This window comes from Halorientalis marina (assembly GCF_023028345.1).
Lineage (GTDB): Archaea > Halobacteriota > Halobacteria > Halobacteriales > Haloarculaceae > Halorientalis > Halorientalis marina.
Window position 1 is genome coordinate 2076415 of the sequence record NZ_CP095487.1, and the last position, 13373, is coordinate 2089787.

Here is a 13373-nt window from a genome sequence, read left to right on the forward strand (position 1 = left end):
TGATATGTAGACGGATATACCCGTCCGTTCGGTGTCTGATACCCCGGTCGTAGACAGACCCCTCCGGAGTCGTGGGTTGTGTCACAGTCACAATACACGCCCACATAGCGGGTTTTATTTGTTACAGCGTGGAGGCTCTGAACGCAAATGACCGGAAACGGGATATCGGAGGGAGTCCGGGTCGAACTGTACGCCCGGTCGTCGCTGCCGACAGTGGCTACGCGGCGACGTGAGTCGGTCGAGAACCGGCTGGAAGAGACGGTCGAGGAGGGCCACATCGAAACCATCGAGACGGAGACCTACCGGAAGAAGGTCCCGCTCGACGAGCCGTCGCCCGAACGGGCACTCTACGAGCGGTTCGAGGAGTGGGCGAGCGACGTCGGCGTCAGCCTCGACCCCTTCTTCGACACGCGTGAGTGTTACTCGATGGACACCGGCGAACGCGGGCAGCGGCTCGTCCTGCCCGCCCTCTGTATCGCCATCTACCGGAACGACCGGCTCCAGACGGTCTATCCCCACTCCACGCCACAGGGGTCCCGGACCGTTCTGGACTGTCTCAACGCTATCGAGACCGTCGAGACCGACCCACGTGCGTTCGAGACCGACGACGTCGACACGCGCGAGGAAGACCCCATCGAAGCCGAGTGACCCGTTCTCACGACACGGGAATTCCGGGGGGTGTTTTTTTGCGCTCGCGTGACAGGTCCACGTGGGAGCGCCGATGACCGCAACGAGCACGCGCCGCCTCGAACTGTACTGTCGGGCCGAGACGATGGGGTTGGCCGGGCGCAGGCAGGACGCTATCGAAACCCGAGCCCGTGAACTCGCCGCCACCGATGCCGTCGACGAACTCGACGTGATCGCGACCGAGCGAAAGCCGTCCCTGGGTGCCCACGGGCCACAGGATCCGCGGGCAATCGCTGCCTTCGGGCGGTTCCGGGAGTGGGCCGACGAGACCGGGGTCCGTCTCCATCCGGCCTTCGACACGCGCGAGTGTTACTCCTGGGAGACCGGTCGGCCGTACACCGCGCTGGTCGTCCCCGTCGTCGCCCTCGCCGTCTACGAGGACGATGCCCTGGTCGCCGTCTATCCCCACGGGACCGACCCGCACCGATCCGTCTTCGACGGTCTCTGTGCCATCGAAACCGGCGGGCTGCCGGCACCGACGGACGAGGACCGGGCGCTCGTCCCCGCGGAGTGACCCCCGGGGACTTGCCCGGTGTCTGCCACGTTCGCGAACAGCTATACTCTCTCCCGGCGTCGGGGCCGTATGGAGCCCAGCACACGCGTAGACGTATTTCTCCGGAACTCGGTCCCGTTCCACGCCAAGGCGCGACAGCTCGTGACCCGCAGCCGCCTCCGGTCGCTCCAGTCCGCTGGTGTCGTCGACGAGGTCCGCGTCGATACCTGGGCGAACCGGACGACCGATACGGACAGGAACGAGAACCGCTCCCTGCCCGTCCTCGACGAATTGCAGGCGTGGGCGGACGAACACGGTGTCCGGCTGACTCCCGGCTTTGACTCTCACGACACACACTGTGGGTTCACCGGCCGTGATTTCCGGACCACCGTCTTCCCCGTCGTCTGCCTCGCGGTGTACGAGCACGACGAACTGGTCGGGGTCTACCCGCACAGCACCGACACCGGCAGTGTATCGGTCGCCGACTGCCTCTCCGTCCTCGAAGCCGGTGCACTGACGGCCGCCCCCGAGTCGGTGGCGACCGCGACGGACCGCGACCGCCCGACGCCCTGACCGTGCACGGTGCAGTCAGGGGACCGCCGTATCGATGTTACGTCGGTTCGAACCGATACCCGTCCCACTCCTGGTCCCCGCTTCCGGCTTTCAGTCCGATCTCGGGGTCACGGAGCTGGTCGACGTAGACGGGCGTCACCTCGTCGCCGGTCTCGATCTCGTCCGTCGTGCACTGTCCGAGCGCGCGCACGGACACGCCGTCGACGTCGAACTCGACGAACGCGAGCGTGTTCGGTTCGCGAACGCCCGGCGGCGTCGCCGTGCTCGTCGTCCAGGTGACGACCTCGCCGGTCAGCTCCGAGAGGTCGACCGTCTCGGTCTGTTCCTCTCCGCACTCGGGACAGAGGGTGTGTCCTGGGAACGTGACGTGGCCGTTCGGACAGCGGTGTGCGTCCATCGACATCGTTATCGCGCCTCCATGACGGTAGTAATGACACAGTTGCCGAAGCCGCCGACGTTACAGGCCAGTCCGGTGTCGGCCTCGACCTGCCGTGGGCCGGCTTCGCCGACTAGCTGTTCGTAAATCTCGACGGCCTGGGCGACGCCGCTCGCGCCCAGGGGGTGCCCCTTCGACTTCAGGCCGCCGGAGGTGTTGATGGGGAGTTCGCCGTCCCGTTCCGTCCGGCCTTCCTCGACCTGCTCCCAGGCTTTCCCCTTTTCGGCGAAGCCAAGCCCCTCCATCTGGAGGAACTCCAGGATCGTGAACATGTCGTGGAGTTCGGCCACGTCGATATCGTCGGGACCGACTCCTGCCCGTTCGTATGCGGTCTCGGCGCTATCGACGACGCCGCCCATCGTCGTCGGGTCGTCGCGCTCGTGGACGACGTGGGTGTCCGTCGCGCCGCCGACGCCGGAGACGACCGCGTACTCGTCGGCGTACTCCTCGGCCACTTCGACCGGGCAGAACATCAGCGCCGCGCTCCCGTCCGTGATGGGACAGAAGTCGTACAACCGGAGCGGGTCGGCGATGATCGGGCTCTCCAGGGCCTTCTCCTCGGAGATCTCCTTCTGGAACTGTGCCTTGGGGTTGTCGACGCCGTTCTTGTGGTTCTTGACCGCGACCTTCGCGAGGCTGTCCCGCGGGGCGTCGAACTTCTCCAGGTAGTGTCGAGCCGTCAGCCCCGCGAAGGAGGGGAGCGTGACGCCGTGTTTGTACTCGACGGGGTGGGTGATCGAGGCGATCACGTCGGTCGCGCCGCCGGTTCCCTTGTGGGTCATCTTCTCGCCGCCGACGAGCAGCGTCATGTCGCTCGACCCCGACGCGATCGACTGCCAGGCGGCGTAGATGCCGGCCCCGCCGCTGGAACTGGTCTGGTCGATCCGCTGGGAGTAGGCCGGCATCAGGCCCAGGTCGTGTGCGAGGGCGTTCATGATTCCCGTCTGTCCCTCGAACTCCCCGCTCGCCATGTTCGATACGTACACGTGATCGACGTCCGGGGGCGACACGCCCGAGTCGGCCAGGCACTCTTTGCCCGCCTGGGCGAGCAACTCCCGAATCCAGGCGTCACGCTGGCCGAACTGGGTCATCGAAGCCCCGATAATCGCCACTTCACTATCCATACTCGCCTGGAACCTCTCCGGCAGGCAACGTAAAACCACCTTCTCTCGGCTGGGCTTGCAACCATCGACCCCCGCATCTTTGTCGCCGCGCCACGAACGCGCCGGTATGCCCACTGGTCGTGTCGACGCGATCCACGTCGCGCCCGCGACGGGTGCCCCGCCGGAGGCCGTCGACACCGTCCGTGCTGTCGCCGGGCGCGGTCTGGAAGGGGACCGGTACTTCGCGGCCGGCGGGACGTTCGCCGACCGCGAGGGGAGCGATCTGACGCTCGTCGAACGGGCGACACTCGACGCGCTCGCAGACGAGTTCGACCTCGAACCCGGGGCACACCGCCGGAACGTGACCACCAGCGGCGTCGACCTCGACTGGTTCGTGGGCGAGCGCTTCCGGATCGGCGACGCCGTCTGTGTGGGAACCGCCCCCTGTGATCCGTGTGCCTACCTCGAATCGCATCTCGACGAACCGGGACTCCGGACGGCACTCGACGGCCGCGGCGGCCTCCGAGCACGGATCGCCCAGTCCGGAACCATACGAACAGGCGATAATATCTGTAGTGATTAGATACACGGTCACCATAGCAGATATTAACGTTCAAATCGCTGGGGGCCGAACGGGTTCGTATATGAACGAACCTGGCGTCCAGAGCCTCGTCGACCAGGACACGCTGGCAGCACGCGTGGAGTCGGGCGAGGTCCCCGACTGGGCCGAGGCCCACTGGCGAACGTTCCGCGACGGGATACTCGGTGACCGGGACGGTGCACCGTTCCCCTGTTTCTTCGGCGTCGAATCCGTCGAGAACGGCGATCCGCTCTACACGCTCGTCCCGTCGATGACCGACAAGGACGCCCTGCTCGGCCTCAGAGACGCGATCCTGGAGTACCTCGCCGTCTACGAGGACCACGCCGAGCGGGCGTCGCTGGTCACGTTCTTCGAGCCTCCCGACGAGGAACTCACGGAGGCCGGCTACCACGAGCGGCTGTGGCACGTCCTCCAGTTCCTCCACGTGCACGACCCGGAACCGTGGCCCGAGGACATCCCGACCGATCCCGACGACCCATACTGGGAGTTCGCCTTCGGCGGCGAACCGATGTTCCCGACCTGCCGGGCGCCCTTCTACGACGAACGCAAGAGCCGGTACTGCCCCGTCGGCCTCGAAATCACGTTCCAGCCCCGGACGCTGTTCGAGGGGATTACCCACGACACGGACGCCGGACAGCAGGCCCGCGAGGTCATCCACGACCGGATCGAGGCGTACGACGGCGTCTGTCCACACGCCGACATCGGAAACTACGGCGTCGACCTGGAGTGGCCCCAGTATATGCTCGCGGCGGACGAGTCCCAGGCTCCCGACGATCCGCCGATCTCCGTCAGTCGGGACCACCCGAAAGCCACCCGGACCCTCCCCGAGGAGTATGTCGCGGATTGAGAACCGGACGGTGTCGCTCCCCGAGGACGCCGTGTTCCTCCCCATCGATTTCCAGCAGGGCTTCGAGCACCCGCGCTGGGGCGACCGCAACAACCCCCGGGCGGAGAGCCGAGCAGCCGATCTTCTCGCGGCCTGGCGCAACCGAGGCCTGCCGGTGGTCCACGTCCGTCACGACTCGACCGAACCGGATTCCCCACTCCGGTCCGACGCCGACGGCTTCCCGTTCAAGGACGGCCTCGAACCGGCCGACAGCGAACGCGTCGTCACGAAACACAGGAACGGTGCCTTCGTGGGTACTGACCTGGAATCGTGGCTCGGCGACCGGGGGTACGGGACGCTCGTCGTCTGCGGACTGACGACCGACCACTGTGTCTCCACGACGGCGCGGATGGCCGAGAACCGCGGGTTCGAGGTAGTACTCGTCGCCGACGCGACAGCCACGTTCGACCGGCGGTTCGACGGGGAGCCGATGGCAGCGGACCGCGTCCACCGCTCGGCGCTCGCACACCTCGACGGGGAGTTCGCGAGGGTTGTCACTGCGGGGGCAGTCTCTGCCGCGGTCGAACGGAAGAGCCCGGAGTAATACTACAGCGACCGCGCGGCGGCTTTCCACTCGCTCCCACGCTCGACCGATCTCGGCCGGCGCCGGGACTGCGCGCCGACGGACTCGAAGCGACCGGCGAGCGTCCACTCGCTGACGCGCTCGGGCGACGTCTCGGCGGCGTCTGTGGCCGCGGCCCGTTGCTGGTCGGTGAGATGGGCGCCGACGGCCGCGGCGATGGCGGCTGTCTCGCGCTCGTTCGGCGTCGCGACGCCGTCGAACCGCAGTGCCGCCAGCAGGTCGTCGAGACTCACCTCGACGATACCCTCCGACTCGGGACCGTCAGCGGTCATAGCGGGATGTTGCCGTGGTCTTTCGGCGGCGAGTCCGTCCGCTTCCGTTCGAGGAGTTCGAGATCGTCGATCAGCCGCGACCGGGTATCGGCGGGCTCGATCACGTCGTCGAGGTAGCCCCGCCTGGCCGGGCCGTAGGGGTGGGCGAACTCCTCGCGGAACTCCGCCATGAGTTCCTGTCGCCTCGCGTCCGGGTCGTCGGCCTCGGCGATCTCGTTCCGGAAGAGGATGTTCACGGCACCGCGTGGACCGAGCACGGCCATCTCGGAGCCGGGCCACGCGTAGTTCACGTCCGAGCCGAGGAACTTCGAGGACATGACGATGTAGGCCCCACCGTAGGCCTTCCTGACGACGACGGACATGAGCGGGACCGTCGCCTCGGCGTAGGCGTAGATGAGTTTCGCCCCCCGGCGGATGATGCCGTTGTGCTCCTGGTCGGTTCCGGGCATGAACCCGGGCACGTCCACGAGCGTCAGGATCGGGACGTTGAACGAGTCGCAGGTGCGCACGAACCGCGCGGCCTTCTCGGAGGCGTCGATGTCGAGCGTGCCCGCGCTGACCCGGGGCTGGTTCGCGACGATGCCGACCACGCGCCCGTCCAGTCGCGCGTAGCCGGTGACGACGTTGCGAGCGAACCCGTCGTGGACCTCGAAGAAGGATTCCTCGTCGACGATCCGGTCGATCACGGACGTCATGTCGTACGGCTTGCGCGGTTCCTCCGGCACGATGTCGACCAGTTCCTCGCAGGCACGGTCCGGGTCGTCCCAGGGCTGGACCCGCGGCGGGTCCTCCATGTTGTTCTGGGGAAGATAGGAGAGGAGTTGCCTGATGTCGTCCAGGGCCTCCTCCTCGGAACTGGCGGCGAAGTGTGCGACCCCCGATTTCGTGGCGTGGGTCTTGGCGCCGCCGAGTTCCTCCTTTGACACCTGCTCGCCGGTGACGGTCTGGATGACGTCCGGCCCCGTGATGAACATGTGGCTGGTGTCCTCGACCATGAACGTGAAGTCCGTCAGTGCGGGGGAGTAGGTCGCACCGCCGGCACAGGGACCCATGATGGCCGAAATCTGTGGGACGAGTCCCGAGGCCTTCGTGTTCCGGTTGAAGATCTTCGCGAAGCCCACGAGGGAGTCGACGCCCTCCTGGATGCGTGCACCGCCGGAGTCGTTGAGGCCGATGACGGGGACGCCGTTCTCGGTGGCCTTGTCCATCACCTTACAGATCTTGTCGGCGACGACCTCGCCGACGGAGCCCCCGAGGACGGTGAAGTCGTGGGCGAAGACGAAGACCTTCCGGCCGTCGATGTCGCCGTAGCCGGTGACGACCGCGTCGCCCGGGAACTGCTTTTCGTCCATCCCGAACGACTGCGCGCGGTGTTCGACGAACGGGTCGACCTCCTCGAACGTTCCGTCGTCGAGGAGGTACTCGATGCGCTCGCGGGCGGTGAGCTTGCCTTTCTCGTGCTGGCGCTCGATTCGCGCTTCACCACCGCCGAGTTCGGCCTCCCGGCGCCGGCGTCTGAGTTCTTCGATGGGTGATTCCTCGTCCACATCGGACTCTTCCTGTTTGCTCATGTTACCATTCCATACCGCCGTTGACGGCCAGTATCTGACCGGTCATGTAGCTCGATTCCGGGGACGCGACGAAGCGGACGATGCCGGCGATGTCGTCGACGGTCGCGAACCGGTTCAGGGGGATGCGGTCGATGATCTTCTGCTGAACGCGCTCGGGGACCTCCTCCAGCATATCGGTCTCGACGAAGCCAGGGGCGACGCAGTTCGCGGTCGAGCCCGTTGAAGCCAGCTCCAGGGCGAGCGTCCGGGTGAAACCGAACAGGGCCGATTTCGTGGCGGCGTAGTTGGCCTGGCCGTAGTTGCCCTGCTGGCCCACGACCGAGGAGATGTTGATCAGACGCCCCTCCTCGGCATCCTTGATATCCTCGAAGTAGGCGTTCGTGGTATTGTAAACGCCCCCGAGATTGACCTGCATCACCGTCTCCCAGTCCTCCTTGGTCATGTTCTCGAACTTCTTGTCGATGGTGATGCCGGCGTTGTTGACGAGGACGTCGGCGGAGCCGAAGACCTCGCGGGTGTCCTCGGCCATGGCCTCGACCTGGTCGAAGTCGGAGACGTCCGCCTGAAGCGGCACGGCCTTGCCACCGGCGTCCTCGATCGTGTCGACGACTTCGTGCGCTCGCGCCTCCGAGGACCGATAGTTCACGACCACGTTCGCTCCTCGACGGCCGAACTCCTCGGCGATCCCACGTCCGATACCTCGCGACGCACCGGTTACCACACAGGTTTGATTTTCGAGTGTCATCGTTGGTGTGCAGAGCGCGGGCGGCCGCCCGCCCGATATCCGGCGATGACGACCGGTCCCGCACTCCCTCTCCCTCGTCTAGGGTGGCCGCATACTGGCAAATAATAGTTCCCCTTATACGTCGTTAATCGAAAACCCGAGTGTACTAGGCCCCCGGCAGTCGGCCACACGAATTTTCACTCCGACAGCTACTTTAGGGATGCCTAAAGATACGGAGACAAGAGATGCGACAGGACACGTGTGTCGTCGTGCCGACGATACGGGAGTACGAGTGTTTGCGCGCCTACTTCGAGAACGCGCGGGAACACGGGTTCGACCTCGACAGGCTTCACGTCGTGCTGGTCACGGAGGACTTCTGTGACACGGACGCGATGCAGTCGATGCTCGACGAGGAGGGCGTCGACGGCGACGTCTTCGACGGGGCGGCCCGCGAGCAGTGGTTCGCCGAGCAGGGGGTCGACGAGTACGGCCACCTGATCCCCGAGGCGAGTCACGCACAGACCAGCTTCGGACTGCTGTACCTCTGGGCAAACGACTTCGAGTACGGCTTCTTCATCGACGACGACACGCTCCCCCACCCGGGTTTCGACTTCTTCGGAAGGCACTTCGACAATCTCGCCTACGAAGGCGAGATCGAATCGGTCAGGTCGGACGAGCGCTGGGTGAACGTCCTCTACCAGAACGTCGAGGACCACGACCTGTATCCGCGCGGGTATCCCTACAGCGCCATGGACGAGCGCGTCGAAACGGATACCGTCGAGGTGGACGACGTGGTGGCCTCGCAAGGACTGTGGACGAACGTCCCGGACCTCGACGCGGTCCGCATCCTGATGGACGGCGACCTGCAGGGCCAGGCCCAGACCCGGACGACGGCGGACGACTACGAGGGGAACTTCGTCGCCGAGCGGGGCAACTACCTCACGGTCTGTTCGATGAACCTCGCCTTCCGCCGGGAGGTCGTGCCGGCGTTCTACCAGTTGCCGATGGACGACAACGAGTGGGACGTGGGCCGGTTCGACGACATCTGGAGCGGCCTGTTCCTCAAGCGGGCCTGTGACGTGCTCGACAAGCGCATCGTCAACGGCTACCCGCTCTGTGAGCACAACAAGGCCCCGCGGTCGACCTTCGGCGACCTGAACAACGAGGTTCCGGGGCTGGAACTCAACGAGCACGTTTGGGAGGTCATCGACGACGTGGGCGGCGACGCCGATACCTTCGCCGGGGTCTTCCGCGCGATGGCCGAAGCCCTGGACGAGGGCGACTTCGACTACGAGAACGCCGCCTTCCTGAACTACTGCGGCGAGTACATGCACGATTGGCTCGGCGCGCTGGAGGAACTCCGTCCCGGTACCATTCCCGCGACGGCGACGGCGACCGCGACCGCGGACGACTGAATCGTCAGGTACAAGTGATTTAGGTGAGCCTAAAACGAAACATGAGAAGAACTGACGACGGTGCTGACGGGCGATCCACGCGGCGGCGATTCATCGCGGCGAGCGCGGTGGCCGCTGCGGGCGGGGTCGCAGGGTGTGGCGGAAGCAACGACAACTCGACGCCGATCAACGGGACGGAGAACACGGCTGCCCCGTCCTGGTACGGGTCCGGCCCGGGATCGTTCGAGCAACGGCCGGCACCGGGCGGCACGTCGATGTCCGAAATGCCGAACATGGCCGGGACGCTCAACGTCTACTCCGGGCGCGGCGAGGGGCTGGTCGGCGATCTGATCGCGTACCTCGAACGTCGGTATCCGGACCTGAACGTCGAGGTTACCTACGCCCCGGCGGCCGACCTCGCCCAGCGACTCGTCACCGAGGGCAGCAACACGCCGGCGGACGTGTTCTACTCGGTCAACGCGGGATCGCTCGGCTTCGTCGCCGAGGAGGGACTGACCCAGTCGCTCCGCGAGGACACGTACTCGCTCGTCGGGTCCGAGTTTCGGGCCGGCGACAACGCCTGGACCGGGACCTCCGGGCGCGCGCGAACGATTCCGTACAACACGAACGCGCTGAGCGAGTCGGACGTGCCGTCCGACATCATGCAGTTCCCGAACCTCGACGGGTACGCCGGCGAGATCGGGTGGGCACCGTCGTACTCCTCGTTCCAGGCGTTCGTCACCGCCATGCGGATCCTGGAGGGCGAGGACGCGACCCGGAACTGGCTTCAGGGGATGCTCGATCTGAACGTCCAGGAGTACAACGACGAGTTCGCCGTCTCGCAGGCGGTCGCCGACGGCGAACTCAGTCTCGGGTTCGCCAACCACTACTACATCCAGCGCGTGCTGGCGGGCCGTCCCAACGCGCCGATCGGGACGGCCTTTACGCAGAACGATGCCGGAACCGTCTTTAACGTCGCCGGCGCAGCTAGAATCAACGCGTCCGACCGGGCGGACCAGGCCGACCTGTTCGTCCGGCACCTCCTGTCGGCGGAAGCACAGGAGTACTTCGCGATCCGCACGTTCGAGTACCCGCTCGTCGACGGAGTCGACCCGGTCGGCCGGCTCCCGCCGATCTCGGAACTCGACGTACCCGACATCGACCTCTCGCGGCTCTCGGACCTCGGGGCAACCATCGACCTCATGCAGGACGTCGGCGTCCTGACCTGATCCGGGGACCGACGGGGGGTACCCCGCACCAATGACAGGCAGTACACAGGAACCCACGCGGCCGGAACGGCAGGCGAGCACCGGCTCCGATACCGATTCCCGGTCGCTCGCCCTCCACCTGCTCGCCGCCGCGGTCGCTGTCGTCGTCTTGCTCCCGCTCTCGTGGCTCCTGATCGCCGCCGAGCGCGTCGGTATCGCGCAGGCCGTCGAGATGCTGCTCCAGCCCGACGTGTTCCAGGTCACCGTCAACAGTTTCGTCATGGTCGGGCTGGTCACCGGCTTTTCCATCCTCCTCGGCGTCCCGATGGCATACCTGACAGTGCGGACGGACCTCCCCTTCCGCCGGGCCTTTACCATACTCCTCGCCCTCCCGCTCGTGGTCCCCAGCTACATCGGTGCCTTCGCGTTCGTCTCCGCGTTCAGTCCGCGCGGCCAGTTCCAGTCGCTGCTGGCCCCGCTCGGCATCGAGTCGATCCCCAGCATCTACGGCCTGTTCGGCGCGACGCTCGTCATCACGCTGTACACGTACCCCTACGTCTTCATCACGACCCGTGCCGCCCTGAAGTCGCTCGATACGCAACTGATCGACGCAGCGCGCACGCTCGAACACACGAAGTGGGAGGCGTTCAAGCGCGTCACGTTCCCCCAGATCAGGCCGGCCATCGCCGCCGGGTCCCTGCTCGTCGCCCTCTATGCCCTCTCGGATTTCGGGACGCCAGCCATCATGCGCTACGACGTGTTCACGCGCGTCATCTACATCGAGTACAACTCCTTCGGCGACGGCCGGAACGTCGCCGCCCTGCTGTCCCTCCAGCTCGTCGCCGTCACGGCGTTCATCCTCGCGATCGAGTCCCGCGTCCGCGACGGCGGCCGCATCGGGACCGAAGGTGGCTACGCCTCGGGTGGCCGGGCAGCAGTATCCCTCGGCCCCTGGCGGTGGCTCGCCGCGCTCGCCTGTCTGTTCGTGGCGGCCGTCGCGCTGATCGTCCCGCTCACCATCCTCTCGCTGTGGCTCGTCCGGGGGTCGGCCAGCTCCGTGAACTACTCGGTCGACCTCGTGGCGCTGAGCCTGAACTCGGTGTCGGTCTCGGCGGCCGCGGCGCTCATCGCGACGCTCTGTGGCCTCCCGATCGCCTATCTCGCCTCACAGCGCTCCTCGAGACTGGCCGCCCTCTTCGAGCGGGCGACCTACGTCGGCTACGCCGTGCCGGGAATCGTCCTCGGACTGGCGCTGGTCTACCTCGGCGCGACCTACGGCGGTGCGCTCTACCGCCAGGGACTCATCGCCTTTCCGCTCCTGATCTTCGCCTACGTCGTCCGCTTTCTCCCGCAGGCCGTCGGGTCGACCCGGGCCGGCTTCCTGCAGGTGAGCGAGCGACTCCCCGAGGCCGCCCGGACGCTCGGCCGCACGCCGCTCGCCGCGTTCCGGTCGGTGACACTCCCGCTCGTCGCACCGAGTCTGCTCGCCGGCGCCGCGCTCGTCTTCCTGACGACGATGAAGGAGTTGCCCGCGACGCTGCTTTTGCGACCGCCGGGCTTCTCGACGCTCGTGACCGGCATCTGGCGGGCACAGGCCTCCGCGGAGTTCGGCCAGGCCGCCATGCCGGCGCTCGTCTTGCTCGTCGTCTCCGGGGTCTCGATGCTCGTCTTGCTCACGATGGAGGGTTACGATGTCGAATAAGACCACGTCACTCAGACAGGATCGAACCGACACGTCACGGCCGTCCGCGACCGGTGACCCGGTCCTTCGGCTCGACGGCGTCGAGAAGCACTTCGGCGACACGGAGGTCATCCAGGACCTCGATCTCACGGTCCGGGACGGCGAACTGCTGACCCTCCTCGGCCCGTCGGGGTGTGGGAAGACCACGACGCTCCGTCTGATCGCCGGCCTCGAACGCGCCGACGGGGGTACCATCAGCCTCCGCGGTGACTCCGTCGTCAGCGACGGGGCGTTCCTCCCGCCCGAGGAGCGCGACGTGGGCGTCGTCTTTCAGGAGTTCGCGCTCTTTCCGCACAAGACGGCCGCGGAGAACGTCGCCTTCGGCCTGACGGACCGCTCGGGCGACGAACGCGAAACGCGCGTGGCCGAACTGCTCGAACTCGTCGGGCTGACCGAACACCGTGACCAGTACCCCGAGGAACTGTCCGGCGGCCAGCAACAGCGGGTCGCACTCGCCCGGTCGCTGGCTCCCGAGCCGTCCGTCCTCCTGCTCGACGAACCGTTCTCCAATCTCGACGTGGACCTCCGGGTCGAGATGCGCGAGGAGGTCCGCCGCATCATCAAGGAGGCCGGCGTCACCGCCGTCAACGTCACCCACGATCAGGAGGAGGCGATGTCGATCAGTGATCGCGTGGCCGTGATGCGCTCGGGCCACATCGAACAGGTCGGGCGCCCGGAGGCGGTGTTCCAGCAGCCCGAGTCCCGCTTCGTCGCGAGCTTCCTCGGCCACGCGAGTTTCGTCTCCGGCGACGTCGACGGCGACGTGGTCCACACCGGCCTCGGCGACGTGCCGCGCGAGCGGATTCAGGGCCTCGCCGAGGCCTACGACGGGTCCGCGGTGGACGTGCTGGTCCGCCCCGACGACGCCCGCGTTCGCGCGGCCCGGGACGGCGACGGGAACGGCCGTGTGAAACACCGGCGGTTCCTCGGCCCGACGATCCTCTACCGCGTCGAACTCGACAGCGGCGACGTCGTCGGCTGTATGCACAACCACGCCGACGATGTCCCGCTCGACCAGCCGGTGACGGTCGAACTCGACGCCGATCACGACCTCGCCTGGTTCCCACGGGGAGCGCCGCGCGTCCCCGGCGACGACTGAGC

At 66.7% G+C, this 13373-nt stretch carries 15 protein-coding genes; 10 read left to right on the forward strand and 5 right to left on the reverse strand.

Translation table 11 applies throughout. The annotated features are described in order from the left end of the window. Positions 1-147 precede the first annotated feature (147 nt). The 3 genes from MUG96_RS10545 to MUG96_RS10555 all read left to right on the forward strand — a co-directional run bounded on the left by MUG96_RS10545 (position 148) and on the right by MUG96_RS10555 (position 1753). Complete coding sequence (locus tag MUG96_RS10545; RefSeq protein ID WP_246982445.1) at positions 148-648, forward strand: HTH domain-containing protein; 501 nt, start codon at positions 148-150, stop codon at positions 646-648. A 73-nt stretch (positions 649-721) separates the two neighbouring features. Continuing rightward, complete coding sequence (locus MUG96_RS10550; RefSeq protein ID WP_246982447.1) at positions 722-1201, forward strand: HTH domain-containing protein; 480 nt, start codon at positions 722-724, stop codon at positions 1199-1201. A gap of 69 nt (positions 1202-1270) precedes the next feature. Continuing rightward, positions 1271-1753 carry an HTH domain-containing protein gene (locus MUG96_RS10555; RefSeq protein ID WP_246982449.1) on the forward strand — a complete coding sequence of 161 codons (483 nt, stop codon included), beginning with the start codon at positions 1271-1273 and terminating at the stop codon, positions 1751-1753. Positions 1754-1790: 37 nt separating this feature from the next. Here the strand turns inward: MUG96_RS10555 and MUG96_RS10560 are convergent, their stop codons facing one another. Both MUG96_RS10560 and MUG96_RS10565 read right to left on the reverse strand, forming a co-directional pair. Beyond that, positions 1791-2156: a Zn-ribbon domain-containing OB-fold protein gene (locus MUG96_RS10560; protein WP_246982450.1), complete on the reverse strand. Its 366-nt coding sequence runs from the start codon at positions 2154-2156 to the stop codon at positions 1791-1793. Between the two features lie 2 nt (positions 2157-2158). Next, positions 2159-3313 carry a thiolase family protein gene (locus MUG96_RS10565; RefSeq protein ID WP_246982452.1) on the reverse strand — a complete coding sequence of 385 codons (1155 nt, stop codon included), beginning with the start codon at positions 3311-3313 and terminating at the stop codon, positions 2159-2161. A gap of 106 nt (positions 3314-3419) precedes the next feature. Between MUG96_RS10565 and MUG96_RS10570 the strand changes: the two genes are divergently transcribed. The 3 genes from MUG96_RS10570 to MUG96_RS10580 all read left to right on the forward strand — a co-directional run bounded on the left by MUG96_RS10570 (position 3420) and on the right by MUG96_RS10580 (position 5323). After that, complete coding sequence (locus MUG96_RS10570) at positions 3420-3875, forward strand: MOSC domain-containing protein (RefSeq protein ID WP_246982453.1); 456 nt, start codon at positions 3420-3422, stop codon at positions 3873-3875. Between the two features lie 61 nt (positions 3876-3936). After that, the gene (locus MUG96_RS10575; protein WP_246982461.1) at positions 3937-4740 is read left to right on the forward strand and encodes a YqcI/YcgG family protein; all 804 of its coding nucleotides are present in this window, start codon (positions 3937-3939) and stop codon (positions 4738-4740) included. Then, on the forward strand, positions 4727-5323 hold the full coding sequence (locus MUG96_RS10580; protein WP_246982464.1) for a cysteine hydrolase family protein: 597 nt from the start codon (positions 4727-4729) through the stop codon (positions 5321-5323). Before MUG96_RS10575 ends, MUG96_RS10580 begins: the two co-directional genes overlap by 14 nt. A gap of 2 nt (positions 5324-5325) precedes the next feature. Here MUG96_RS10580 and MUG96_RS10585 read toward each other — a convergent pair whose 3' ends face one another. The 3 genes from MUG96_RS10585 to MUG96_RS10595 are packed head-to-tail and all read right to left on the reverse strand — an operon-like array spanning position 5326 to position 7950. Further along, the gene (locus MUG96_RS10585; RefSeq protein ID WP_246982465.1) at positions 5326-5634 is read right to left on the reverse strand and encodes a DUF8022 family protein; all 309 of its coding nucleotides are present in this window, start codon (positions 5632-5634) and stop codon (positions 5326-5328) included. Further along, positions 5631-7205: an acyl-CoA carboxylase subunit beta gene (locus MUG96_RS10590; RefSeq protein ID WP_246982473.1), complete on the reverse strand. Its 1575-nt coding sequence runs from the start codon at positions 7203-7205 to the stop codon at positions 5631-5633. The genes MUG96_RS10585 and MUG96_RS10590 overlap by 4 nt, the downstream gene beginning before the upstream one ends. 1 nt (position 7206) lies before the next feature. Then, positions 7207-7950: a beta-ketoacyl-ACP reductase gene (locus MUG96_RS10595; RefSeq protein ID WP_246982475.1), complete on the reverse strand. Its 744-nt coding sequence runs from the start codon at positions 7948-7950 to the stop codon at positions 7207-7209. Between the two features lie 224 nt (positions 7951-8174). Between MUG96_RS10595 and MUG96_RS10600 the strand changes: the two genes are divergently transcribed. Genes MUG96_RS10600 through MUG96_RS10615 form a run of 4 tightly spaced genes read left to right on the forward strand, consistent with a single transcriptional unit; the run spans position 8175 to position 13371 of the window. Beyond that, a complete protein-coding gene (locus MUG96_RS10600; protein WP_246982477.1) occupies positions 8175-9344 on the forward strand; it encodes an alpha-1 4-glucan-protein synthase in 1170 nt (389 codons plus the stop codon). A gap of 41 nt (positions 9345-9385) precedes the next feature. Further along, a complete protein-coding gene (locus MUG96_RS10605; RefSeq protein ID WP_246982484.1) occupies positions 9386-10552 on the forward strand; it encodes an extracellular solute-binding protein in 1167 nt (388 codons plus the stop codon). Positions 10553-10583: 31 nt separating this feature from the next. Then, positions 10584-12233 carry an ABC transporter permease gene (locus MUG96_RS10610; protein WP_246982486.1) on the forward strand — a complete coding sequence of 550 codons (1650 nt, stop codon included), beginning with the start codon at positions 10584-10586 and terminating at the stop codon, positions 12231-12233. Continuing rightward, on the forward strand, positions 12223-13371 hold the full coding sequence (locus tag MUG96_RS10615) for an ABC transporter ATP-binding protein (RefSeq protein ID WP_246982488.1): 1149 nt from the start codon (positions 12223-12225) through the stop codon (positions 13369-13371). The genes MUG96_RS10610 and MUG96_RS10615 overlap by 11 nt, the downstream gene beginning before the upstream one ends. Positions 13372-13373: the final 2 nt, after the last annotated feature.

Coding starts and splice junctions, on each gene's coding strand:
- MUG96_RS10545 (WP_246982445.1), top strand. CDS start 148: ATGACCGGAAACGGGATATCGGAGGGAGTCCGGGTCGAACTGTACGCC.
- MUG96_RS10550 (WP_246982447.1), top strand. CDS start 722: ATGACCGCAACGAGCACGCGCCGCCTCGAACTGTACTGTCGGGCCGAG.
- MUG96_RS10555 (WP_246982449.1), top strand. CDS start 1,271: ATGGAGCCCAGCACACGCGTAGACGTATTTCTCCGGAACTCGGTCCCG.
- MUG96_RS10560 (WP_246982450.1), bottom strand. CDS start 2,156: ATGTCGATGGACGCACACCGCTGTCCGAACGGCCACGTCACGTTCCCA.
- MUG96_RS10565 (WP_246982452.1), bottom strand. CDS start 3,313: ATGGATAGTGAAGTGGCGATTATCGGGGCTTCGATGACCCAGTTCGGC.
- MUG96_RS10570 (WP_246982453.1), top strand. CDS start 3,420: ATGCCCACTGGTCGTGTCGACGCGATCCACGTCGCGCCCGCGACGGGT.
- MUG96_RS10575 (WP_246982461.1), top strand. CDS start 3,937: ATGAACGAACCTGGCGTCCAGAGCCTCGTCGACCAGGACACGCTGGCA.
- MUG96_RS10580 (WP_246982464.1), top strand. CDS start 4,727: ATGTCGCGGATTGAGAACCGGACGGTGTCGCTCCCCGAGGACGCCGTG.
- MUG96_RS10585 (WP_246982465.1), bottom strand. CDS start 5,634: ATGACCGCTGACGGTCCCGAGTCGGAGGGTATCGTCGAGGTGAGTCTC.
- MUG96_RS10590 (WP_246982473.1), bottom strand. CDS start 7,205: ATGAGCAAACAGGAAGAGTCCGATGTGGACGAGGAATCACCCATCGAA.
- MUG96_RS10595 (WP_246982475.1), bottom strand. CDS start 7,950: ATGACACTCGAAAATCAAACCTGTGTGGTAACCGGTGCGTCGCGAGGT.
- MUG96_RS10600 (WP_246982477.1), top strand. CDS start 8,175: ATGCGACAGGACACGTGTGTCGTCGTGCCGACGATACGGGAGTACGAG.
- MUG96_RS10605 (WP_246982484.1), top strand. CDS start 9,386: ATGAGAAGAACTGACGACGGTGCTGACGGGCGATCCACGCGGCGGCGA.
- MUG96_RS10610 (WP_246982486.1), top strand. CDS start 10,584: ATGACAGGCAGTACACAGGAACCCACGCGGCCGGAACGGCAGGCGAGC.
- MUG96_RS10615 (WP_246982488.1), top strand. CDS start 12,223: ATGTCGAATAAGACCACGTCACTCAGACAGGATCGAACCGACACGTCA.